The sequence below is a fragment of the Kitasatospora sp. NPDC057500 genome, assembly GCF_042802195.1.
Taxonomy (GTDB): domain Bacteria; phylum Actinomycetota; class Actinomycetes; order Streptomycetales; family Streptomycetaceae; genus Kitasatospora.
Genome location: NZ_JBHVER010000002.1, coordinates 16,506 through 40,385, shown reverse-complemented (window position 1 = coordinate 40,385; position 23,880 = coordinate 16,506). Strand labels below are relative to the sequence as shown.

The 23,880-nt window shown below is 68.9% G+C and carries 13 protein-coding genes and 1 tRNA gene; 7 read left to right on the top strand and 7 right to left on the bottom strand.

Features of this window, described 5'->3' with window-relative positions:
* Positions 1 to 32 precede the first annotated feature (32 nt).
* From ACFU74_RS00650 to ACFU74_RS00630, 5 genes are all read left to right on the top strand, one after another.
* Positions 33 to 4,688 (top strand): amino acid adenylation domain-containing protein, encoded by a 4,656-nt coding sequence (locus ACFU74_RS00650; protein ID WP_380749492.1) that lies wholly within the window; start codon positions 33 to 35, stop codon positions 4,686 to 4,688.
* A 151-nt stretch (positions 4,689 to 4,839) separates the two neighbouring features.
* Positions 4,840 to 5,445, top strand: coding sequence for a hypothetical protein (locus ACFU74_RS00645; RefSeq protein WP_380749489.1), 606 nt, complete (start codon positions 4,840 to 4,842; stop codon positions 5,443 to 5,445).
* A gap of 176 nt (positions 5,446 to 5,621) precedes the next feature.
* Complete coding sequence (locus tag ACFU74_RS00640) at positions 5,622 to 6,053, top strand: transposase (RefSeq protein ID WP_380749674.1); 432 nt, start codon at positions 5,622 to 5,624, stop codon at positions 6,051 to 6,053.
* Positions 5,948 to 6,439, top strand: a complete 492-nt coding sequence (locus ACFU74_RS00635; RefSeq protein WP_380749671.1) for an IS3 family transposase — start codon at positions 5,948 to 5,950, stop codon at positions 6,437 to 6,439. The genes ACFU74_RS00640 and ACFU74_RS00635 overlap by 106 nt, the downstream gene beginning before the upstream one ends.
* Positions 6,440 to 6,478: 39 nt before the next feature.
* The gene (locus ACFU74_RS00630; RefSeq protein WP_380749486.1) at positions 6,479 to 6,619 is read left to right on the top strand and encodes a hypothetical protein; all 141 of its coding nucleotides are present in this window, start codon (positions 6,479 to 6,481) and stop codon (positions 6,617 to 6,619) included.
* A 386-nt stretch (positions 6,620 to 7,005) separates the two neighbouring features.
* Here ACFU74_RS00630 and ACFU74_RS00625 read toward each other — a convergent pair.
* Positions 7,006 to 7,076 (bottom strand) — tRNA-Pro (locus tag ACFU74_RS00625).
* 587 nt (positions 7,077 to 7,663) lie between these two features.
* Between ACFU74_RS00625 and ACFU74_RS00620 the strand changes: the two genes are divergently transcribed.
* Positions 7,664 to 8,830, top strand: a complete 1,167-nt coding sequence (locus ACFU74_RS00620; protein WP_380749483.1) for a tyrosine-type recombinase/integrase — start codon at positions 7,664 to 7,666, stop codon at positions 8,828 to 8,830.
* 125 nt (positions 8,831 to 8,955) lie between these two features.
* Here the strand turns inward: ACFU74_RS00620 and ACFU74_RS00615 are convergent, their stop codons facing one another.
* The 4 genes from ACFU74_RS00615 to ACFU74_RS00600 all read right to left on the bottom strand — a co-directional run bounded on the left by ACFU74_RS00615 (position 8,956) and on the right by ACFU74_RS00600 (position 13,213).
* The gene (locus ACFU74_RS00615; RefSeq protein ID WP_380749480.1) at positions 8,956 to 9,111 is read right to left on the bottom strand and encodes a hypothetical protein; all 156 of its coding nucleotides are present in this window, start codon (positions 9,109 to 9,111) and stop codon (positions 8,956 to 8,958) included.
* A gap of 207 nt (positions 9,112 to 9,318) precedes the next feature.
* Complete coding sequence (locus ACFU74_RS00610) at positions 9,319 to 9,999, bottom strand: hypothetical protein (protein ID WP_380749477.1); 681 nt, start codon at positions 9,997 to 9,999, stop codon at positions 9,319 to 9,321.
* 46 nt (positions 10,000 to 10,045) lie between these two features.
* Positions 10,046 to 12,601: a hypothetical protein gene (locus tag ACFU74_RS00605; protein WP_380749475.1), complete on the bottom strand. Its 2,556-nt coding sequence runs from the start codon at positions 12,599 to 12,601 to the stop codon at positions 10,046 to 10,048.
* Between the two features lie 69 nt (positions 12,602 to 12,670).
* Complete coding sequence (locus tag ACFU74_RS00600; protein ID WP_380749473.1) at positions 12,671 to 13,213, bottom strand: hypothetical protein; 543 nt, start codon at positions 13,211 to 13,213, stop codon at positions 12,671 to 12,673.
* A 911-nt stretch (positions 13,214 to 14,124) separates the two neighbouring features.
* On the opposite strand from ACFU74_RS00600, the gene ACFU74_RS00595 reads away from it, so the two are divergent.
* Complete coding sequence (locus tag ACFU74_RS00595; RefSeq protein WP_380749470.1) at positions 14,125 to 14,748, top strand: transposase; 624 nt, start codon at positions 14,125 to 14,127, stop codon at positions 14,746 to 14,748.
* A 25-nt stretch (positions 14,749 to 14,773) separates the two neighbouring features.
* Here the strand turns inward: ACFU74_RS00595 and ACFU74_RS00590 are convergent, their stop codons facing one another.
* Together ACFU74_RS00590 and ACFU74_RS00585 are read right to left on the bottom strand one after the other, a co-directional pair.
* On the bottom strand, positions 14,774 to 17,062 hold the full coding sequence (locus ACFU74_RS00590) for a UvrD-helicase domain-containing protein (protein ID WP_380749467.1): 2,289 nt from the start codon (positions 17,060 to 17,062) through the stop codon (positions 14,774 to 14,776).
* Positions 17,059 to 23,838, bottom strand: coding sequence for a DEAD/DEAH box helicase (locus ACFU74_RS00585; RefSeq protein WP_380749464.1), 6,780 nt, complete (start codon positions 23,836 to 23,838; stop codon positions 17,059 to 17,061). The genes ACFU74_RS00590 and ACFU74_RS00585 overlap by 4 nt, the downstream gene beginning before the upstream one ends.
* Positions 23,839 to 23,880: the final 42 nt, after the last annotated feature.

Below are 23,880 nucleotides of genomic sequence, written 5' to 3'. Positions count from 1 at the left end.
CGGAGCACGTGCACCCGTCGGATGACCCGTCGATGCCACTCACCACCATGCAGCACGGGATCTGGTTGGACCAGCAGCTGGCGTCGCCGGTCCGCTACCAACTGGCGAGTGCGTTCGAGATCGCCGGAGATCTCGATCCGACGCTGTACGAGACGGCTTTCCGGGTCGCCGTGGCCGAGACCGAGCCGTTCCGCACCCGATTCGCCGTCACGGCCTCCGGGGAGCCGAGGCAATGGGTCGGCCCCCTCCCCGCCTGGCACGTACCGGTCGTCGACCTCCGGCGGGAACCTGCGCCGATGATCGTCGCACTGGACTGGATGCGGGCGGACATCGCCCGCCCGCTCGACCTGGAGAACGGCCCGGTGTTCAGGACCGCGCTCCTGCGCCTCTCCGAGGACCGGGTCTGCTGGTACCTGCTCGTCCACCACCTGGTGGTGGACGGCTTCGGCTTGGCCCTGTTCGCCCGGCGGCTCGGCGAGATCTACGCGGCGTTGGAGCGGGGCGAGTCCCCGGAGCCCGGCCACCACGTGCCGTTGGAGACCCTGTACAACGCCGAGCGGGCCTACCGTGCCACGCCCGGCTTCGAGGCCGACCGTGCGTTCTGGACCGCGAACATGTCCGGTTGGCCCGATGCGTCCCGGCCGCGCACGTCCCGACCCGCCGCCCCCGGCCGGGACGCATCGGGCCGGACGAGCGGGGCGCCGGTGCGCGGTGCGTCGCGGCTGCCCGAGGACCGGGTAGCCGCGCTGCGCGCACGCGCGCTCGCACTCGGCGTCCCCTGGACCGTACTGGCGACCGCCTCCGCCGTCCTGCTGGACCATGTCCGCGCCGGCGGAGGCGACGAGGTCGTCGTGGGGTTCCCGGTCGCCGGCCGCACTTCCAAGACGGTGGGCGCCGTGACCGGTGCGGCGTCGAACGTGCTCCCGTTGCGGGTACCGGTCGATCCGCGCCGGCCGGCCGCGGACCTGATCCGGACGGTCGGCGAGGCGACCGCCCTCGCCCTCGCCCACCAGCGCTACCGGTACGAGGACATCCGCCGTGACCTCGGCCTCACCGGGACCGCGCACGCGCCGTACCAACTGATCGCGAACATCGTGCCCTTCAGCTTCGGCCGCGGTTTCGCCGGGCGGCCGATGACCTTCCGACAGCTCAACACCGGCGTGGTGGAAGACCTCTCCGTCGTGATCAGGCCGGAACGCGGCCGGGCCGGCCTGATGGTGGAGGTGCACGCCGAGGCCGGGCGGTACGAGCCCGAGGAGGTCGCTGCCGAGGCCGACCGCTGCGTACGCCTGCTCGACCAGCTGGTCGACGACCCCGGACGCCCTGTCGGAGAGCTGGATCTGCTGGCACCGGACGAGCGCAGGCTGCTCGTACCGCACATCGGCGCCCCCGCCCCCTCCTCGACGCGTACGCTCCCCGAGCTGTTCGAACACTGGGCCGCGCGTACTCCGCACGCCCCGGCGGTCACCCACGGCGACCGGCAGCTCACCTATGCGGAGCTCAACGCGCGCGCCAACCGGCTGGCCAGGACGTTGGTCCGGCGCGGCGCGGGCCCCGACCGCACCGTCGCGGTCCTGCTCCCCCGCTCCGAGGACATGGTCACCGCGATCCTGGCGGTGTCCAAGACCGGCGCGGCCTACCTCCCGCTCGACACGTCCTGGCCGCCGGAGCACACGGAGCGGATCCTCGCCGACGCCCAGCCGGTCTGCGTCCTCTCCGGGACGGACCCGACGGGAGCCGCCGCGACCGCGTCGGCGGAGAACGGCGCGGACCCGGCGGAGAACGACACCGACCTGACCGACGCGGACCGCACGAGGCCGCTGACGCCTGACCACGCCGCGTACGTCGTCTTCACCTCCGGATCCACCGGCCGCCCCAAGGGCGTGGTGGTCCCGCACCGCGGTCCGGTGGCACTGTTGCGGGAGGGAGCCGCCGAGTTCGGATTCGGCCCCGACGACACCTGGACGATGTTCCACTCCTGCGCCTTCGACTTCTCCGTGTGGGAGATGTGGGGCGCCCTCGCCCACGGCGGCCGGCTGGTGGTCGTCCCCCACGAGGTGGGCCGCTCCCCCCGCGCCCTTCTCGACCTGCTGGCGCGGGAGCGTGTGACGGTGCTCAACCAGACGCCCTCCGCCTTCCACTCGCTGGAGCAGGCCGACGCCGAAGAGCCGGAGCGGGGGCGGGAATCGGCCCTGCGCTGGATCGTCTTCTGCGGCGAGCCGCTCTCCCCCGCCCTCGTGCGCTCCTGGTACGAACGGCACCAGGAGTCCGGGCCCGTCCTGGTCAACACGTACGGCATCACCGAGACCGCGGTCCTCTCGACCCGGGTCGACCTGGACCACGACCACGGCAGGGCGCGGGTCGTGCCGATCGGCAAGGCCATCGCCGGCACCCGGCTGTACGTCCTGGACGACCGACTGCGGCCGGTACCGCCCGGGGTGGCCGGTGAGCTGTACGTCGCGGGCGTCGGTCTGGCCAGGGGCTACCTGCACCGCTCCGCGTTGACAGCGCAACGCTTCGTGGCCGACCCCTTCGGCCCCGCGGGGTCCCGGCTGTACCGCTCGGGCGACCTCGTTCGCGCCCGCCGGGACGGCTCGCTGGAGCATCTCGGCAGGGCGGACGACCAGGTCAAGATCCGTGGCTTCCGCATCGAACCGGCCGAGGTCGAGGCGGCGCTGCTGGCCGCCCCCGGCGTGGCGGGCGGCGCGGTGCTGGCGAGCTCCGCCGTTCCGCACGGTCCGGCCCGCACCAGGGTGGACGCCGGCCGGGAGACCGACGGGGCCGCACGGTTGGTCGCCTACGTCGTCCCCACCCGCGACGCGGCGGACGATCCCGGGGCAGCCCTCGCCCGGCTGCGGGAATGGCTGCGCGCGCGGCTTCCGGCTCATCTGGTCCCGTCCCTGTTCGTCCCGCTCGACAGGCTGCCGCTCACCCCCAACGGGAAGCTGGACCGGGCGGGGCTCCCGTCCCCCCACGCCCACGCGCACCTGCCGTCGCGCGCCCCGAACACGCCGCTGGAAGCCGAACTGGCCGGGCTGTACGCCGACCTGCTCGCCGTGGAGCGAGTGGGCGCCGACGACGACTTCTTCGACCTCGGGGGCGACAGCCTGCGGGCGAACCGGCTGGCCGCCATGGTGTGCCGCGCCGGCCTCGGCGCCCGGGAGCTCGATGTCAGGGACGTCTTCGACCACCCGACCGTCGCCGGGCTCGCCGCTCATCTCGGCGACCCGGATCACCCGTGCGACACCTCCACGGGACCCGGGCCCCGGCCCGTCCCGCGGCTTCCGCTGGCCCAGGACCGGGGGGCCGGGCCGGTCCCGCTCTCCTACGGCCAACGACGTTTCTGGTTCCTGCACAAGCTCGCCGGCCCCGACGGCACCTACAACGTTCCCCTGGTGCTGCGCTGGGACGGCGAGCTGAACCAGGAGGCGCTGCGCGCCGCCCTGGGTGACCTCACGGCCCGGCACGAAACCCTGCGCACCCTCATCCGGCAGTTGGACGGTCAGGCGGTCCAGCACATCCTGCCGGTCACGGCCGCGCACCCGGCACTCACGGTCGAACCCGTCACACCGGACCGGCTGCCGGACGCCCTGAGCGCCGCGGCCGGCCGGCCCTTCCACCTGGAGAGCGAACTCCCCCTGCGCGCGGTCCTCTTCACCACCGGGACCTCGCCCGGGCAGACCCTGCTCCTGCTGCTCCACCACATCGCCTGCGACCGCGCCTCGCTGCGGCGGCTGCTGGACGACCTCGGCACCGCGTACCGGGCCCGCGTCGCCGGTGACGCCCCGGACTGGTCGCCACTGCCCGTCCAGTACGCCGACTTCACCCTGTGGCAACGTGAACTGCTCGGCACCGAGGACGCGCCCAGCGCCCTGCGGAGCAGTCAACTCGCTTACTGGGACGAGACCCTGGCCGGCCTGCCGGAACGCATCGCGCTACCCGCCGACCGCACGGAGCAGGCGCCGTCCGGGCGCCCGACGCACAGCGCCGGCGACACGGTGGCCTTCACCGTCCCCGCGGACGTGCACCGGCAGCTCCTGCAGATGGCCGCGGACGAGCGGTCCAGCCTCTTCCTGGTGGCGCACGCCGCCCTGGCCGCGCTGCTCACCCGCCTCGGCGCCGGTACGGACATCCCGATCGGCACGGCGGTGTCCGACCGCGCGGACGCGGAACTCGACGACCTCGTCGGCTTCTTCGTGAACACGCTCGTCCTGCGCACCGACACCTCGGGAGAGCCGACATTCCGCGAGCTGCTCGGCCGGGTCACGCAGGCCGACCTGGGGGCCTTCGCCCACCAGGACGTACCCTTCGACCTGGTCATGGAGGCGCAGGGGCCACGGCGGGCGGCGAGCGGGCAGGCCGTGTTCGGCCGGGCCGTGTTCCAGGTGATGCTCGTCCTCACCCCCTCCCTCCCCGAAAGGCTGGAACTACCGGGCGCGTCCGCCACGGTGGACCTGGTCGGCACGGGCTCCGCCGGATTCGACCTGACCTTCGGCATGTTCGAGCAGAGGGACGTCGACGGCACCTGTCACGGACTCGACGGTGTGGTCGAATTCCGCACCGAGCTGTTCGACCGGTCCACTGTCGAGGCCCTCTGCACCGGCTTCACCCGACTGCTGCGCGCGGCCGCCACCACCCCGGACATCCCGCTCAACACCATCGACCTGCCAGGGCACCGGCAGCACTGACGGTCACGCTTCCTGGAGCCTGCCCCAACCGCAAGGTGGAACTTCGCTCTGATCGTTCTCCCACCGCGCGAACGCCGCAAGCGGTACGTTCTATGCGCCCGACGCACATCACCGGGCATGCCCCGTCATACCCGGAGGTGGAGCACAGACCATGAGGCTCGTGGACGATCTCACCCTGGAGCGCGGCACATCCCTGCAAGAGAAGTCGGGTACGACATGCGCTGGGGTACCAGCGAAGGGCCCGGCCGTTGAGTGGGAACTACGCCTTCCCGGACGCCCGCTGTTGACAGTGCACGACACCCGCTGGGACAACGGCGAACGAGATCTCGTGCTCTACCAGCCCGCGGTCGTCCCCGAGATCCCCGCGGCGCTCTCCAACCTGCACAACCGGCTGCGCGTCGGCATCGCTCGCGCGCCGGGAAGCACAAGCACCCTGCGCATCATGGCCTTCCCTGCCTGGGTGGACGGGGAACGCCCCAGAATAAAGAAGTCCCTCACCACGGCTCGGCTGGCAGCCGAGTACGGTCTCCAGCAGCTGCGTGACCTGACTGCGCGTCCGGGCGTTGCTCTGCACTCGGCCGGCGGCCGTGTCGACGTTCCCGGGTACGAGGTGGATGATCCCCAGGACGACCAACGCATCCAGCACGCCTTGTCCTTCCCGGTCCAGGACAATGAGACACCCGTGATCGCCTTCACCCACCTACGCGTGGTCCCCGTTCTCCGCCACATCGGCTGGCTTCCCACGGTCGCCGTGTAACACACGGCACTGGCCGCCAGGCGCGTACGTCGCCTGCCTGCGTGGCGGCCACGAGACGCAGAGCACCTGACATTGAGGGGTTACCCGTGAGTGAAGTTCCACCTTGCGGTTGGGCACCTGGAGGCTGGGACATGTGAGCCCGGAGGAAGCTGTTTGAGGTGGGAAGCAAGAGCAACATGAGCAAGCGGTACACGGCGGAGTTCAGGCGGGACGCGGTCGCACTGGTGCGCTCGTCGCCGCACCGGAACGCCACCGAGATCGCCCGTGAGCTGGGGGTCGGCCCGGAAGGGTTGAGAAGGCTGGGTCAAGCAGGACCGCACCGACCGGGGCGAGGGCGGTTCCGGCGAGCCGACCGGCCCCGAGCGCGAGGAACTCACCCGGCTTCGCCGCCAGAACCTGGAGCAGCAGAAGACCATCGAGATCCTGCGCAAGGCGGCCGCCCATTTCGCGGCCGAGACGACACGGTGATCCGCTTCCGTTTCGTTGAGGACCACCACGGCGCCTGGGGCGTCAAGCGGATCTGCCGCGTCCTTGGTATCACCCGCTCCTCCTTCCATGCCTGGCGCGCCGGCGGGCCGAGGGCCTCCTCGCCGCCGAGATCACAGTGATCCACCTCACATCCAGGGGTGCCTACGGCGTCCCGCGCGTGCATGCCGAACTGCGACGCCAGAGCCGGGCGGTCAACCGGAAGAAGGTGGAGCGGATCATGCGCGAGCGCGGCATCGCGGGCGTCACCCGCCGCCGGCGCCGGGGCCTGACCCGCCGGGCCCACAAGCCGGTGTTCGCCCCGGACCTGATCGGGCGCGACTTCACCGCTCCCCGTCCCGGGGTTCGCCTGGTCGGCGACATGACCTTCCTGCCGACCGAGGAGGGCCGGCCACCACCACCGCGCCGAACTACCGGTGGCCGCGCTGCGGACGGCGGCCGGCCGCGGCGGTCCACAGCCTGGCCGCATCATGCACACCGATCGCGGCAGCGAATACACGTCAGCTGAATTCCGGAGCAAGATAGCAAGTTGGACATGCAGCAGTAGATGGGAAGAGTTGGCTCCTGTTACGACAACGCCGCCGCCGACAGCTTCTTCGCCGTACTGGAGGAGGAGATCGGCGCCCGGGTCCGGCGGGACCGCGCCACCGCCCGTGCGGAGGTCTTCGCGTTCGTCGAGACCTTCTGAAATCGCAGGCGCCTGCGCAAGCACCCCGAGTGGGGCTACCTCACGCCACTCGCGATCCGCCAGCGGCACCGGCAAGGCCACACCCTCGCAGCGTAGACGGAGAGCATCCAACCGCAGGGTGGAACTTCACTCCACAGACATACCCGCTTCCAGGACACCATGCCCACTTCGACGCCAGGGCAGAAGCCCACTCAACGAAGAACTACGCTCAGTCACCTCGACCTGAGAGACAAAAGCTGCATATCGATTGCATCTAAGCGCCCCACACCCCCGGATGCGCCCCCTGGAGTGACGCGAACGACCGTCCGCGACCGCACTGCGACCACCACAGTAGAAGATCGGGCACTTAGTTTCCCAAGTACCCGCTCTCACAACCGACTTCACAGTCGGGACGACAGGATTTGAACCTGCGACCCCTTGACCCCCAGTCAAGGAATTCAACTAGTGTCGACAGCCGAGGCCTTGAGGACTCGGCCTTTTTGTTGCTCAACTAAGCTGAAAACACGGGAAGTTGAGACTCTCGATGGAGATCCACGGTCGACAGAGCCAGAACCCGGCCTGTGCTCAGCCGGGTTCAAGTTCGTACATAGATGCCCGTAAGCGCCCACGGGCGCTCATGGGCGCCCACCAGACGCGGTCCCCAAATGGTCCCCAGGCCCACGAACCCGCCTTCGTCACCGCGAGTGACAGCAATCTGTCGATCCTTCAGCAGGACCCTTCTGCCGACCGCCGCGGCCCGTCGTGCATTGCCCCTGGCAGACGAGACGGTCCGGTCGGATCAGGGTCGACTACCCACTGGATACGGATAGTGATCTTCCGGACGGTGTGTCGTCTTGAGCGTGTCCTCGCCATCCGGTTCTGAGTGCTTCGAGCACCTCCCAACGCGCTCTGCCGCCACACCCGACACAGCAGCCACTCTTGCCCCAGTTTCACCAGGCAGTCCGGGAGAAGGGGAAGCTCATGGGACAGCGTGCGCAGCGGGGCAGGGTGTACCGGCGGTGCGGGTGCCGGGACGAGGGTGGGAAGCAGTTGGGTGCGTGGTGTGTGCGGTTGTTGGAGGAGGCGGCGCACGGGTCGTGGACGTACTGCGTCGATCTGGCGCCGGAGGACGGCCGGCGGCGTACCCGGCGGCGGGGAGGTTTCGCCTCCGAGGGCGAGGCGGCGCAGGAGTTGGCGGCGGTGCTGGAGGGTCAGCTGAGCGGGGCGTACGAGGAGCGTCGCACGACCGTGGCGGATTTCCTGCGGGAGTGGCTGGCGGCGCGGAAGGAGGAGCTCACCGCGAACACCTACGCCGGGTACAAGGCGTACGTGGAGCGGGACCTGATCCCGGCGTTCGGGCGGTGCCGGCTGCTGGACCTGCGGCCGGAGCAGATCGAGGACTGGATGGCCGCACAGCGGAAGGCCGGCCGGGGCCGGGTCACGCTCTACCGGGTCGTCTCGACGCTGCGCAACGCGCTGAACCACGCGGTGCGATCGTGGCGGCTGAAGTTCAACCCGGCCGAGCACTGCGTGCCGACCAAGCCCCGCGCCGAGGAGCGCACCTGCTGGACGCCGAAGGAGGCGGCAGCGTTCCTGCGGCACAACGCCGAGCAGTACGCCGACCAGCTGGCCGACCTGTTCGAGGTCCTGCTCGGCACCGGCATGCGCCGCGGTGAGGTCCTCGCCCTGCACTGGTCGGATGTCCACCTCATGGACCGCAAGCTGTTCGTCCGCTGGACCCTGTCCGCCGTGGACAACGGCGACCTCCACTTCAACCAGCCCAAGACCGAGGCCAGCCGCGCCTGGATCAGTCTCTCCCCCAGAGTCATGGCAGCCCTCCACCGCCAGGCCAACCTCCAGATGAACGCCCACCCCGACGGCCGACTGGAGGGCTTGGTCTTCGCCCACACGGACGGATCACCCCTGCGGCCCCAGTGGGTCCTCAACCAGCTCCGCAAACGCACCGCCGAACTCGCACTCCCCCGGATCGGGCTGCACGACCTGCGCCACACCGCGGCCAGCATCATGATCGCCGAAGGCATCCCCATCGCCATCGTGTCCAAGACCCTGCGCCATGCCACCCTGGCGACCACCATCAACCTCTACGGCCACCTCTTCAAGGACTCCGCCGACCAGGCCGTCAACGCCCTCGCCCGAGCACTCGACCAAGCCCAGACAGACCGGCTCCGAGCCGTCCCCCGCGGCGACGACAACCTGCCACTCGCCGCGTAGCGGCGGTAGCTGGCCGGAACGCCTGCCAGGGCTGCTTGAGGCTCCCGTCAGTGACTGGGCCTCGTCTTTCCCAAGGCCCTGACGGAGGTTGTCGAGGAGGTCGTGGACTGCACAGTCCGGGACGGTCATGGCCGGTGGGACCGGGAGCCTGGCTTCGCCCTGAGGGCCCCCTCCTTGAAAACGGCTTCGGTGATCCATACGAAGGCGTCGTCGTCGAGGACGACGCGGCCGACGTCGAGGTCCTCGAACGCGACGGGCGCGATCCCGAGCAGGGCGTCCAATTATGGCGCAGGATCATGCGAGTGGCCGCCCCCGCGCTCACCACAGCCATCGCAACCGGCGTCGGCCAGCAGCTGATCGAACTCGGATCCGGCCTCTACAGCTGAACCAGGTGACGCGCAGGCGCCGACCGCCCACGGTCGGCGCCTCCGCCTGCCACACCGACCGCAGCGGCCCAGCAGAGCTACCGTCACCGCCAGTGGCGGTGATCAGCTGGGTTCCTCATCAGCTGCTTTCCTGGGTTCGGCGTGCCTGCGCAGTTGGTCAGCAACTCCCTTGTGTCCGAACTGAGCCGCTAGGGTTGCGAGTTGATTGATGAGATGGGATTTCGTGTCGGTGGGCATGTCCTTGATGAGGTTCTGGAGGACTCTTGCAGTGGCAACCCAGGAGTTCGCCGGGTCGTAGGCTGATACCTCGGCGACCAGCGCGCCGAGCTGGCTGATGGATTCGGTAGACAGGTCCTGTGGGTGGCGTAGGACGAGGTGGGCCAGTGCGAGGCTCGGGTCCTCGCGCAAGGCATCTCGCAATGAGCGACTGAGGTCGAGCTCGCGGCGGTGTTGTTCCTCCTGCAGGTTGTACTCGTGGGTGCGTCTGAGAGATTGCAGGGCCGAGGCCAGGTCATCCGGTGTCACCCAGAGACGCACAGAGGCCCAGCCGACGGTCACCGAGGCGTAAGGTACGGCCTCTGGAAGGCCGAGACGGGCATTGGCCCGCTTCTCGACGCTAACTACGTCGGGCAGCGAATGATCGCGCGCTATGTCGCGAATGACGTTCAGGACGTGGTCGCTCGCCGCGGCCTCAGGGTCGTGGTGTCGAGTCGCGTCGGGTGAATTGGACCAGCGGCCGGTGACCTCGAAGTGGAAGCGGTAGCACTCGGCAGCACTGGGCACGGTTCCTTGGATATGGAGGTGTCCCTCGCGCCGTTCTGGAACGGGACTACGTCTGCGGAACACCAGAGTGGCTTCCCGAGTTGCCGGGGTCCGCTTGCCTAACGCAGGTGATCAGCTCGTCGCGCAGGCGGGCGCGCTCAGTCAGTGGCTTTGTCGGCTCGGACGGCTCCCAGTGAGTGGCGAGCCGGTTGAGGCTCAGGAAGCGAACGGCACGGTTCTCGTCGGGGCCGTCGTGGACCGCCCGGGCGAAGACGTCGAACACGGCATCGCGAATATCTGGTGCAGTGTCGGCACCGTCCATCCACACGCTGAACGCCACGACCGCAGGATCAGGCAAGGGGTCGTGATCGAGCGCGGTGCGCCAGTTCTGCACGATCCACGGGAGGTCGTTCTCCTTGTCCTCGCCCACCAACAGGGATGGCGTGCCGTCTTCATCGCTGCGGCCTGCGAGGTGGAGGAAGGCGTGGCTACCGGAGCTGCGGACCGTCGCCTTGGAGTTCGCGGCCCAGCTGCGGAGTACGCTCCTGACCTTCTTCCTCTGGTCGGGGTTGTCCCACATCTCGTTGATCGCCCTACCCACCGCGTCGGTGATCTTCTGATTGCCACTTTCAGCCAGCGCGTCAAGCCGCAAAAGCGCCTCCCGTGGATAGACTTGGCTCACCTGTCGGCACACCGCAGCCAGGGTCGCGCGCAGGGCAACGGGTTCATCCTCTTTCCGTGCCCACTCGAGGATCTTGTTCCTGACCATGCGGCCGGTACCGGCGTCCACGGCGGCGACCGATAGGAGGTCTCGGGCGTGCTCCCTGAGTACCTTCTTGGCCGACCACTGCGTTGCCACCGACTTGAGTAGTGCCACGGAGCGGGTCTTCTGGGTGTGGCGAAGGACCAACTCCGCCACGCGGTCCGCCAGTTGAAGCCCGAGATCTCCCTCAAGTTCGACGGCTTGAGTGGCGGTCCACTGCGTGAAGCGGTCGACAAGGTGGGCACGGTCCACCAGGAAGTACTCGACGACTGCCTCCGCGTATCCCTCGGAGGGCAGGGTCACGGTACCGTCGGCCGAGAGCACGGCACCGACCATGTGGGTCAGCTCGATGATGCCCGGTCCCTGCTGACCGGGCCTCGGCACGGGCGTCTCTCCCAGAGCCTCCGCGAGGCTTTCCGCGGCGGGGTAGATCTTCTCGACCGGGGCGCCGTCCATGGTCGCAGCCGCGAGAAGGTAGTTGCGATGGTCACTGTCCGGGTGTCCGATGTGCCAATCGCGCAGCTGGTTGCGCCAGTCGGCGCGGGCCTCGATGACCCGGTCGATCCGCTCGTTGAAGGCAGCCCCTACATCGTCCGCTGTCGCAGACGGGAGCATGGCGGTTGCCGGCCTGCACTCCTCCTCCCTGATGGCGTCAGCCCAACGCTTCACCTCGCCCGGGAGTCGGCCGGCGATCGCCTGGGCGATTCGCGGGTTGTCGATCCACAGCCCCGGACCCGCGCATTCCGGGGCGGCTGCCAGATAGGCCCGAAGAACGCTCTTCGCCTCTGCTGCCTCGAGCGTGACAGCGGCGTGGTCGCCGCCCTGCCCGACGGTCTCCCACAGTTGAGGACTGGCCAGTACGACGAGATAGGACCCGGCATCCTTGAGGAGGTCGGTCTTCTGCAGCGAATAGCCGAGCCTGCTCACTGCGTCGCCCTCGGCCCGCAGGTCGAGGATCCAGCCCACTCCGCGCTGCCCTGCCAAGTCGTCCATAGCGAAGGGGTCGTCCGGCTCCCGCAGGAAGCGCTTGAGCGTTAGTCCCTTCCCGCTCAGGCCCCTCAGCAGGTGCAGGGCAGTGGTCTGACGGCCAGTGCCAGTGTCTCCGATCAGGACGAGAACGTTCTCCCTGAGCAGGACAGTGGCGGCTTCTTCCTCGTTCTCGGCCGGCACGTAGACGGCGAGCTGCTCCTCCACCCAGGCCCTGCGCAGGTCGGTGTTGCGCATCCTGTTGATGATGTTCTGGAGCTGGATTCCGATCACGGTGCCGTTGTTCGCACCAGTGATGCTTTGCGTGACAGACGGTGCGGACCTGGGTGGACGCTCGGCTGACTGCGAAGAGCTGGCGTTCTCCTCGACGCTGTCATCCCCCTCGCCAAGGTCAGGTGTCCCGGCGGGGTCAACCGGCGGGCGCGAGGTCTGGGATCCGACGTCCGCGAGAAGCCTCTGCAGGGTGTCGGCGTCCGGCGGGGTGACCGTGTCCTGCGCAGGATCGCCGTATCGGGCCGCCGCCCCGTACGAATCTGCCGGCTCCTCATGTACGGAATACGTGGGTGCCGTCGTCTGCCCCGAGCCCTGGACGGGGGCCTGCTCGAACCGGTCTCCGGATCGCGGTTGCCAGCCCACAGGGCCGGCCGTCTCGGGAAGACTGTGGGTCTCCTGGCCGTCGGCCTGCATGCCCGTCGTCTCGATCGGCGACGGATCGGCACCGGAGCCAGGGTCGCGGGCGACGTCTCTGTCGGCCGCTTGTTCCGTCCGGACCGACGGGCTGGCATCCGCGGGAGGCGAAAGAGGTACGGCTGACCGGTCCGACTCATACGGGTCGGCCGGGCCATGGTCGGAGGGATTGAAGAGCGACCTCATGAGGGGCTTCTCCTGATCGTAGGCGGGCTGAGTGCCGGGGCACGCTCGTTGGCCTGCGGGTTCAGCTCTTCATGCCCCACCGCCGATGACCGGCGCCGACATTCCGATCACGGTGGAGCCGTTGGAGACGTTCTTGAGGTCCTGGATGACCGTGCCCGTGACGATCGCCTCGCCCGCCTGCATGCCGGTCACATCACTGTCCACCTGGTCGATGCGCTGGACGACCAGAGGAGCAGACCTTTCGCGGTTCTCGCCGGTGAACGTGAACCGATGCGAGTAGATCTCCTCGATGGCCGAGCGGAGCTGACCGAGGACATCGATCAGCATCGAATCACCCGGCACCACCAGAGTCGGATCCTGCTGGTAGCGCGCCAGCACCGTCCGTGCCAGGCGCAGCTCTCCGGCTCGGTCGCGCAGCCGCTGCTCATCGGCCACGAGCGGCAGGGAGACGGTGCCGACCAGTGTCGGCGGCAGGTCGGCCGTGGAGAGATCGTTCGCTTCGTGCCACCCGTCGTGGCGGTTGAGAAGAGCCTCAAGACGCTGGTACAGGAAGGTGAAGGTTGGCGGCAGAGCCGCGGCGGCCACCGCGGAAAGGCCGAGGATGTCGGACATCGGATCCCCCTGGAAAGTACGTGGGCTGATCGCCGGTAGCCATTCATACCTTCCTGGACCGGCTGGAGTGCAGCACATGCCAATGATGGCCATATTCTTACGCCCCAAGCGGACGATGATCGCTCACTCTTACGAACGATCGATTTCAGTTCGAATTATGAATGTCATCTCTCTCGCCAGTCACTCTCGCAACAGACGGATGGTGTGCCCATGTCCGTGCAGGAGAAACGGCAGCTCATCGGGGCGCAGGCGGATACGGGCCGCCCTCCAGGCCACTTCAGGCTCCAGCAGGCCGCCAGAGGCCCGGACCAGACGCAACGCATACCAGCTCGTCGTCGGAGCCAGAATCCATCGAGATAACGTCACAGCTGGAGTCTCGCACGCCGAAAAGAAGGCCGCGCATATGAATCCAGCCGGCAGCTGAACTGAAAGTGCGAATTTTCGCCAGCCCAACCACTCAACGAAGCCGGATCCCTCAACGTCGTCCGCTTGGTGACCTTGATATAGGCGCCGACGGACTCAAGTGCGGCAAACGGGAGATGCTGTTCACCTGGTCACGCGCAGTCGGTGATGCCGCAGCTGCCACTGAAAGCCGTCCGTACGTCGACCCCGCCGCGGCTACTGCCGGTGACCGAGATCTGTTGGCCCTTCAGCAAGCACCGCCGCGCGATCCCGGCAGCCGTTGCGTCGACGGCGCTGGCCGGCTCGCAGGTCCGGCTCCAGCGAGCAGATCATGGTCCCCTACCTGCGGCTACGGATGGTGATCTTCCGGGCGGTGTGTCGTCTTGAGCGTGTCTTCGCCGTGTGGTTCTGAGTGCTTCGCGCACCGCCCCGCACGCTCTGCCGCCACACCCATCACGGCAGCCACTCTTGCCCCAGAGCACCACCCAGTCCGAGAGAAGGGGAAGCTCATGGAACAGCGTGCGCAGCGTGGTCGGGTGTACCGGCGGTTCGGTTGTTTGGACGGTCACGGGAGGCAGTTGGGTCCGTGGTGTGTGCGATTGCGGGAGGAGGCGGGTCATGGGTCGTGGACGTACTGCGTTGACCTGGCCCAAGGCCACCGTTCAGACATGCGTGATCCACGTGATCCGCTCTTCGCTGCGGCTTGCCTCCAGCCGGGGCCACTACAAGCTGGTGCCTGCGCTGAAGGCCGTCTACACCGCGGCAGCCGAGAAGCCGCCGAGCGGGCGCTGGATGAATTCGCCGCCTCCGACCCGGGCGTTCGCTACCCGGCGGTGGTCCGGACCTGGCGGGCCGCCTGGAGCGAGTTCACGCCCTGCCTCGCGTTCACGCCGGCGATAAGGACGGTCGTCTACTCCACCAACATGGTCGAGTCGATCAACTCCCGGCTACGAAAGGCCACCCGCAACCGCGGTCACTTCCCGACCGGACAGGCCGCGCTGAAGGTCCTCTACCTGGCCGTGCGGGAGCTGATCAACCCCAAGGCACGCGACGCCAACCATGTCGCCGCGCACTGGAAGGAAGCACTGAACCAGTTCTCGCTGTTCTTCGAGGACCGGCTCAGCCTTCGATGATCACACGGCGCTTACACGAAGTCCCTTACACACCCCGGGTCGGAAGCAGTGGCGCCAGAAAGCGGCTCGGCTCACCATGCCAAGTGATGGCAAGTGCGTCACGGGCGCGGGTCGCCGCAACGAAGAGCAATGAGCGCGCCCGCTGCAGTTCTCGCTGGTGGCGGCTCGGGTCCGTACGTTCCCAGGCGTCCACGGTAGCCCGCGGGAGGAGACCCTCGGCCACTCCGGCAATGATCAGACAGCGGTACTCCAGTCCCTTGAATCGGTACATGGTGCCGATGTGGACGCCCTGCTCGCTCCGCGGCCCGTCCTGCGTGATCTCTGTCGGAGTGATGCCACGTCGGGTAAGGCGGTCTGCGAGCTGGGTGACCATGTCGTTGGTCGGGACGCAGATGGCAGTGGACTCGCGGGGCACGTCGTGCCACGCCCGCAGTTGCTCCACGATGAAATCCATCTCCTCGTCCCAACTCCGCGCACCGCGCAGCAACGGGTTCAGGCCGTGGAGGACCGAGCGGTACCCCGCAAGGGTGTCGGCGCTGCCGTCGAGGTCGTCATAATCCGCGCCGCCGAGTACCCGGATCGCGTCATGAAGAATTTCCCGGGTCGTACGGTAGCTGAGTGTCAGCCGGGAGGATCGGCCGCGGATGTGGACCCCGAGGCTGCCGAGGGTGACCTGATTGTCGTAGATACGCTGATGCGTGTCACCGACGAGAAAGATGTCGTCGGGCGCGGACGGCACCATGGCGCGCAGCATCTTCCAGTGCGCAGCGCTGAGGTCCTGAGCCTCGTCGACCACAATGTGCCGGTACCGGTAGCGCAGCCGAGCACCGGAGCCGGCCTCGGTCTGGAGATTGTCCATGCCTCCCCGTCCCTCGCGTTCCTCCGACTGCCTGTCGATCCTGGCCTTGCGGGCCATCTGAAGTTGCGCGGCCCGCTCCGCGACCTGGCGGTGGGTCTCCAGCCCCTTGATCTCCAGCCGCTGTGTGAAGCGTTCGGCGAGCTGCCAGATACTGGCGCGCTCGGCACGGGTGACGCTGCGTCCCCGGCCGGCGCGCCGGGCGGCGAAGTAGTCGCTCCGGGAGGTTGCGGCCTGACCGAGGATGACCTGGTTCCACTCGTCACTGAGGAACTCGGCGCTCCACCGGGTCTCCCCGGCCTCCACCAACAGTTCCCGCCACTCGCGGAGCGCCGCCGTATCGTCGATCCGCCGGTTCGCGTTACCCGGGGCGGACTCGCTGACGATGCGGGTGGCGAGCTGGTCGACATGAACGATGTCGACCCGGGCCAGCACGTCGGGGCCACCGAGTGAGAGGAGTCGGCCTCGCAGATCGGCGGCGAGATTCCGGCTGAATGTAGTGAGTAGGACAGGCTTGGTACGACCGGGGGGCAACTCGCGCACCAGATGGCAGACGCGGTGCAGCGCGACGATCGTCTTGCCCGTCCCCGGGCCGCCACCGACCCGGGCCGGGCCGGAGTATCGCCGGTGAACCAGCCTCTCCTGGGTGGGGTGGAGGAAGATCTTCCATCGCCCGAAGTCGCCCTCCTCCAGGATGCTCTGCAGGGATTCGTCGTCAGTGATCACCACGGTCTGGGAGCGGTCGACGGCCGCCTGCCAGTCGTTGATGTCTAGGTTCTGCTCCGGCTCGGTCACGGCGACGGGCGCGGTGACCTGTTCCATGACCGCGTCGTACGGAACGCCGTCACGCAGTCGGAGGAGTACCTCCCCGGTGTGGCGGGGTGCGTACTCGGCGAGGCCGAGCAGTTCGTCGTCCGTAGTGAGTTTCCGGACGATCGGGATGAGCGGTTCTGCGACGCCGAGGTCCGCGAGCTGCCCATCTGTGTACGCGTCGAAGAGACGCTCGTCCTGGGCTGGTTCCGGAGGAAGATCAGGGGCGGGCGACGGAGCAGGAACGGGGGCGGCGGGCGGCGCGAGTTCACGGCGCAGCACGCCTTCCTCAACGACCTGAAGGTCGACGTACTCGATGGCGCCAGTGATGTGATTGATGCCGTAGTTGAGCCGGTCCAGGTTCTCGTGGACATGGCTGCGGTGCTTGATCGAGACGAGAAGCCAGTCGTCTCCGCCGAGGCGGAGCATCAGGGCCCGCCACTCACGGTTGACACGTGCCGACCAAAGCCGGTCGTGGCCCTCCAGCTGTTTCAGGTCGAACCCGCCGGCGCCCGGGTTACGGCGGAACTCGTGCTGGAATTTGTAGAACGCTCCGAGGACCGCACGGTCTAGTTTGACGATTTCCTTGTCGGCCTTGTCCAGCAGGCGCAGGGTCACGCCCGTCCTCGGCGCGCCGGTGACGGTCATCGCTCGTTCTCCTCATGATCGTTCGCCGCGGTGTCCGCGCCACCGCTCACCAGCCCGGCGAGTTCCTCGGCGTCCCATTCCGTAGCGGTACGGACCTGCCAGCCCTCCTCCCGGTACGCCCCGTCCCGCTGCTCGGCGTCGATGTCCCGCATGCTGCCCGGGTCCGGACGGTGCGCGAGGACAATGCCGATGCGCTGAGCTGGCCAAGCGAGTTCGGCTGGCCAGGCTGCTGCTCCCAGTTCGTAGCCGGCCTCCGGCGCGGGCACGCCCAGGTCTGCGAGGGCACGGGCGAGAGCGGGCAGGCTGGGATCGTCGATGAGGAACTCGATGACCTCGTCCCAGGCCGGATCGCGCACGGCCGCGCGGACTTCCACGACGTTCTGCCGCACCGCTGAAGACTCCTGGCCGGCCACCGCTGCGGGTTGGTACGTCCGCCGCTGGGAGGTGAGCCATCCGGCGCCGCCGGTGACGGCCAGCTCGGCCGGGTCGAATCCGGGCAGCATGCTGGCCGTGAGCTGAACTCCGTCCCCGTCGCCCGCGTCGAGGAACTGGAGCAGGTTGCTCCAGTAGAGCCACGCCTGCCAGCGCCTGCGATGAGCGACCTCGTCGGCCGTGACCACGTCCGCGCTGTCGTTGAGTACGGTCAGAGCCGTCCAGACCGCTCCGGTCTGTCCTCTGCGCAGGTCGAGCGCGATGGTAAGCGAACAACCCGACGCGTCCCGGGTCGTCATGACCTGGACGGCGCCCTGTCCTCCGGCCAGTCGTCGCCCCTGCAGTGCCTCGCTGATCCTCTGCCCGGTCTCCTCGCCGTCTGCCAGGGCCCTGCTGGTCGCCGACACGGCGGCGAAGCCCGCGAGCGCGCTCTGAGTGCGGCGCCGCCACGCGTCGGGGTCCGGGTCGGTGAGATAGCCGATCAGCGTTTCGACCGGGTTGGCCCACACGAAACGCGGCAGGTCACGGGTATCTCCGGCGTGCATGCGCCGATGGACGTCCATGGCCGTCTTCTGCGCGGTGTTGGGGTAGGGCCTCCACACGGGGTCAGCCGGCGCCCTGGTCTGTCCCGTCCATGCCTGCACGTCGTCCCAGGTGAGCTGGAAGACCTGCCAGCCCTCGGCACGCAGCCGGGCGCGCTTCACCGCGTCCGCCTCGGCCACGAGGTGCTCGGCGCTGGCGTGGTACCGGTATCCGTCGAGGTAGACGGCCACCCGACAGTCGTCGTCGGTGCTGCGGAAGACAACGTCCGGCCGCGTGAAGTCAAGCGGAACCTGGGTGTCCATCTGCCAGCCGCGGACGGTTCCGTCTGGTGCGGTGAAGCGCAGGGTCGTGTCCCTGGTGCCGTCTGCGGCGAGCGCGCTGCGGACACTGACCTCGTCCACCCGCTCGGCCCATTCCAACAGCCCGCGCCGGAAGAGCGCCTCCAGTTCGCTCTCCACCTGGTGCACCAGGGTGATGTCGCGAGTGTTGGCGACCGGCTCGATGCTCCACCGGTCCGGGGTGCGGCCGAACAGGTCACCGAGCATGTCGAGGGCATGCTCACGGGAGACGAGTTCGTACTCACTGTCGGTGACGTGCCGCAGCAGGCAGCGGTGGCACGCGGGCCGGCCCTGCCCCACGCACACGCAGGTCTCGATCACCTGGCGGGCGTCGTCTAGGACGCCCTTGAGACCGTCCCGGCCCGCGAGGCGGTGCAGATACCCGGTGCCGCCGGGAAGCGTGTCATATAGCACGAGGAAGTGGCGACGGAGCGCGGCCTCGCCGCGTTCCTCGGGCATGGAGTCGGTGACGATCGCGAGGTGATCGGGATCGCCACCGTAGCTGCGGGCGATACCGGCCAGCAGCAGCGCCTTGAAGGACACGAGCCGTTCTCGGGTGTGCGCGGTAACGGCTGGGATGAGGATGCGTAGAGCGTCGGTTCGCAGCTCGTGGGCGAGCAGAACCTTCTGGCCCTGTCGTGCCACGTCGGCTCCGGCGCGCCGTCGCGGGCACCAGGGCCGGTGGTACTTACCGTGCACGAACGCGTCGCCTCCGTCGTACGCGGCGGGCCCGCCGTCCGGGTCGGCGAAGCCGCACGCATCGCAGACCCAGAAGGGGTTGAGGCGGACCTCCCGTCCGGCGAAGGCCGTGTCCGTCCCGCCGTCTACCCGGATGGCTCCGATATTGACGTGGCGGATGTGCGCTTCCCGGGTGAACTCCCAGCCGAAGGTGGCGTTTTTGTGCCTCCATGCCTGTTCGACGTCACGCGCGTCGATGTCCACGGCCGGGACCACGGTGTAGTGCCGCCGTTCCCGCTCATCGGTGTCATCGCGGACGCGGACATCGTCACGTTCGTCCCGGGAGGTGACCCGGCGCGGTACGAGGACCTTGTGCAGGCAGCCGACGTCTCCGATCGCAGCGGACCGGCAACGAGGGCAGGGCGAGGGGTCGTGCTCGGCACGGTGGGTTCGAACGTGCCCGCAGTCGGGGCAGATGCGCCACCAGATCCAGGCAGGTCGGCCGGGGCTGCCGATGTCCAGTCCGGTGATGCGGTGCTTGTAGCCCTGGGCGTAGTAGTGGTTGCCGGGGGCGAATTCGGCGAGTGCGAGGCGGGCAGGGCGACTGTGCCGGAGGCTCTTGCTGTGCTCCTTCCGAGTGCCGTCTGCGGTCTTCTCGGTCCAGGTGAGGGCGGCCTCCAGTTCGGTGGCCGAGTCGATGAGGCTGTAGTTCGGTAGCAGGCCGAGATCGACGAGGGCGCCGTGCGCCGTGGTACGGCTGATCTCTCGGGAGACACGTGCGACGTCCCGGCGTTCGGCACGCAGTTCGCGGCCCTGCCGCTCGTGATCGGGGTCGCCGGCGACGAGCAGTCCGTGCGCCTGGTCGATGGCCTCGATGCGACGCTGCAGGTCGGCGCGGCGGTCCTCCCAGCGCCGGCACGCGGCTTCCAAGGCGCCCCCCAGCCCGTGCTCGCCGGGGTCGGTGGCGTACGTGACGAGGGTGGCGCGAGCCTGCGGGCTGACACCGGTACCGCGGCTCTCGTTGTACGGGGGGAAGAGGTCGAGGAAGCCTTCCACCAGTCGTTCCCCATCGGCCAATGCGGCATCGGCGAGCTCGGCCTGCCAGGCCGAGGCGCCGAAGAGGTCGGTGGCCAGCCTGGGCAGGGGCCGTACCGGCGTCCCGTCGGAGGCTGCCAGCCGTCCGGCGCCCGCGAGGTCGAGGAGATGGGCGAGGTACTGGCGGCGCAGAATCTCGGCCGCGGACAGGTAGCAACCGGGCGGCAGAACGTCTCCGGCGATCATGAGCCGAGGTTCTTCGAGGTAATAGCGGTCGCGCGGGCCCCGGTCGACCATGGTGAGCAGGTATGCGTTGCCGGTGGAGCGGCCCGCCCGACCCACGCGCTGAATGTAGTTAGCCGGCCCCTTCGGCAAAGATGCAAGCACGACGGCCGACAGGTCGCCGATGTCGATGCCGAGTTCGAGGGTTGGGGTGCACGACAGCACCTGCGGGTTCGCGTAGTGGACGTCGGTGCCCTCGCGGAATGCCTTCTCCACTGCCTCGCGCTTGGCGCGGCTGAGTGTGCCGGTGTGCTCCGCGGTGTTGATGGTGAAGACGCCGGCCTTGCGGTACATGCGCCGGTAGAAGTCGTTGGTGAAGTCCCGTTGCCGCAGGCCGCTGTCCATGTCGCGGCCGGTACCAAGGGTTCCCCCGCAGCGGTAGCGGGGGCACGGCTGTCCGTGCCATTGGTCGGCGAGGTCGGGGTGAACGGTCTGCTCCCAGAAGCAGCGCGGACAATGTGCGGTGGCGTCGGGCAGCATGTCGTCGGCGAGTTTGCGGACCTGGATGTGGCCGGGCTGGAGCCCGTAGACGCGGGTGACGCCGTCGAGCGCGGTGCGCACGGAGAGGACCCCGGCGTCGGCGAGTGTGGGCAGCAGCCGGGTCAGGAAGTCGGCGGCCGCCTCCCGGCGCAGACCGAGGGCGCGCACGACCCAGTCCTGGTACCAGCCGAGCCGACCGGTGAGCACGTCGAAGTCCTCGCTGCCCTGCTTGGGTGTGCCCAGCAGGAAGGCGGGTGCGGAGACCCCACGGGGGAAGGCCGGCATGCCGGGTTCCCGTCCGCCCCAGATCGCCCAACGGCGCACCCCGGCCTGGTCGAGCCAGGGGTCCAGCCAGCCATGCCGGATGGCACCCCGGATGCGCAGCCGTTCGAGCAGGCCCCGGACAAAGCCGGTGTACCGGTCGGGGCCGGGTGCCGACCCGTCGGGCAGTGCGATCTCTCCTGGGGTGGTGAGAAGGAGTTCCCGCACGAGGTCGGCGACGGCGTCGGCGTCCTGCAGAGGCACATCGGCGGCGATAGTGCGGGTGAGCTCCAGGGTGCGGCCCTGCCGGGACCGCAGGCCGAACTCCATGGCGGTGGCGAACGCCAGGCGTTGCGCGATCAGCTCCCACGTGGCCCGGGAACCACGGCTGCGGCCGGAGAGCAGCGTGTCCACGCCGCGGATCAGGTGCAGGTCCGGCGGGATGACGGCGGCCTGGACCGCTTTGCTGTCGACGACATCCGCGATCAGGTCGGCGGCCAAGTCGTTCAGGGCGATCGGTTCGTCTTCATCGATGCGGCTGGCGAGCAGTGCGCGCAGCGAGAACGTGTACGAGCGACTGGCGACGTATCCGGCGCGATGGGCGGCGTCCTGGACAGAGTCGTTGAAGAGGAGGGTCTTGTTCTCACCCAGATTCTTGTCCAGTTCGCCGCCGGTGAAGAGCTGTGTGATGGCAGCGGCGGCGAGCGCGGCGAGGCCGGTACCGAGGTAGCGGATGGAGTTGAAGGTACGGCAGGCGGGGCACTGGTCGCGTTCTGCCGCCCGGTCACCGTCGAGGTCGGCGTGGACGAACGCGGCGTTGTGAAGGGGTCTGGGCCGGCGTGGTCCCTCGCCATCCGCCGGGATGGTGAAATCGGCTTCGGGCGACATGGGGCGCAGCCGTCCGCCGATGCCTTCCAGGACCATGACAGCGGGCCCGCCGCGTCGGCGTTCCGTCCCGGTTCCGAAGGCGGCCTCATACACTTCCTGCGGGGTCGCGGCGATCATGTTGCGCACCCGGCGCTTGTCGCGGCTCACCGAGGCGCGGCGGATCTTCGTGGCGTTCAGGTCGAGTTCGGCCGGGTCGACCTCCGGTGAGTACGCGGCCCAGCCGGAGCGTCCGCACTCGCGGCAGAACACGGCGGGCAAGAAGACCTCGGCGGGCGGCGGGGCGCTGTCGTCGGCCGGTACGGCGACCTGTTCGGCCACTTCGGCGGGTACCACGGGTTCCTCCCCGTCGTACGGGGACAGCCGCGTAGCCGGGCCGCGGTCCTTGCGGGCCAGCGCGCCACGGGGGGTCACCCGTTCGTCGTCCCAGCGGAACTCAGCACGGGCAGCGCTGATGCCGCGCAACACACGGGAGACCGACCGCACCCAGTGGTGGATCTCGATGGACAGTAGCGGCCGTCCGGGGTGCTCCGGGTCGCGGGCGTACGACAGGAGGGCGATGTAGCGGGCGAGGGCCTGGGCAGCAATACGCGGCTGCTGCTGCACGGCCATGCCCCAGTGGTAGGCGTAGCGGGGCAGCACTTCGGTGATCTCGGCGACCGTCTTGGGGGCACCGTTGAGGATCTCCAGGACAGCGGCGGTGAGCCGGTGGCGGCGCAGAACGGCCCCGAGTTCCTCGGGGCTCGGTCCGCTCAGGCCGGTGAATGCGGCAACGAGGTCGTCCATGGCGCCCGGGTCGCGGGGAGGGTCGCCGAGTTCAGCGACCTCCTGCGGCGAGGGGAACGGCAGTGTGAAGTCGCTCTCGCCGGTGAAGTCCTTGGTGGAGCGCCGGTCCTCGCCGACAACCGAATCGGGCGGGAACGGCACACCAAAGACCTGCTCGGCGACCTCCAGCATGCCGGGTCCGCTGCCTTGGCGCGCGGCCAGACCGGGGCCGTGCTCGCCAAGTGTGGCCGACGTGGCGACAGGGCAGACCGGACCAAGCGGGCGGCCCGGTTCGGCAAGCCCGGTGACAGATCCAAGCCGGCGCAGCAGCATAGCGACGTCCGTGCCCTGGGCGCCGTCGTAGGTGTGGAACTCGTCGAGGACAACGTACGCGAGCGCGGAGTCCTGCCACAGCCCCTGGTCCTCGGGCCGCTGGACGAGCAGATCGAGCATCTTGTAGTTGGTGATCAGGATGTCTGGCCTGGTGCGCCGGATCTCGTCTCGGTCCACCGCAATCGCGGGATTGGCCTGCTTGAACTCCTGAGACGGCTTGTCGCCGATGTAGAGTGCGGCCCGCACGCCCGCGTCGCGCAGCCGGGTGTCCTTCAGATCATCGAGCCGCTTGTTGATGCGGTGGGCCTGGTCGGTGGCGAGCGCGTTCATGGGATAGAGCAGGATCGCCTTAACCCCCTCCCGTCCCGCCTCGCGCTCCCGGCGGCAGTGGTCGAGCAGTGGGATCAGGAACGACTCGGTCTTCCCGGACCCAGTGCCGGTGGTGACCAGAGTGGGCCGCGCCGGACCGTGCAGCGTGGACAGCCTTTCCCAGGCCAGCTCCTGGTGACGGTGCGGGGTGAAGTCGCGGGGCCACCAGGTCAGGTGCCGCTGCCAGTCCTTGCCCTCGGCGGTCCGGAAGGGGGTGCGAATGCGAAGGTAGGGGCCGCGGAAGATACCGTCCTCGGCGTCTCCGAGGAAAGCCTCCAGAGCGCGGCGGGTGCTCTCGTCGGCCAGCGCGTACGTCGTCGCGAGGTACTGGCTCAGGCTGGCCCGTACCTGGTCGGCGGCGAGTGTCGGACGCACGCGTGGTTCTCCTTGGTGCTGGTGATGCTGATGGGAGCCGGA

Coding starts and splice junctions, on each gene's coding strand:
- ACFU74_RS00650 (WP_380749492.1), top strand. CDS start 33: ATGCCACTCACCACCATGCAGCACGGGATCTGGTTGGACCAGCAGCTG.
- ACFU74_RS00645 (WP_380749489.1), top strand. CDS start 4,840: ATGAGGCTCGTGGACGATCTCACCCTGGAGCGCGGCACATCCCTGCAA.
- ACFU74_RS00640 (WP_380749674.1), top strand. CDS start 5,622: ATGAGCAAGCGGTACACGGCGGAGTTCAGGCGGGACGCGGTCGCACTG.
- ACFU74_RS00630 (WP_380749486.1), top strand. CDS start 6,479: ATGGGAAGAGTTGGCTCCTGTTACGACAACGCCGCCGCCGACAGCTTC.
- ACFU74_RS00605 (WP_380749475.1), bottom strand. CDS start 12,601: ATGAGGTCGCTCTTCAATCCCTCCGACCATGGCCCGGCCGACCCGTAT.
- ACFU74_RS00600 (WP_380749473.1), bottom strand. CDS start 13,213: ATGTCCGACATCCTCGGCCTTTCCGCGGTGGCCGCCGCGGCTCTGCCG.
- ACFU74_RS00595 (WP_380749470.1), top strand. CDS start 14,125: ATGGAACAGCGTGCGCAGCGTGGTCGGGTGTACCGGCGGTTCGGTTGT.
- ACFU74_RS00590 (WP_380749467.1), bottom strand. CDS start 17,062: ATGACCGTCACCGGCGCGCCGAGGACGGGCGTGACCCTGCGCCTGCTG.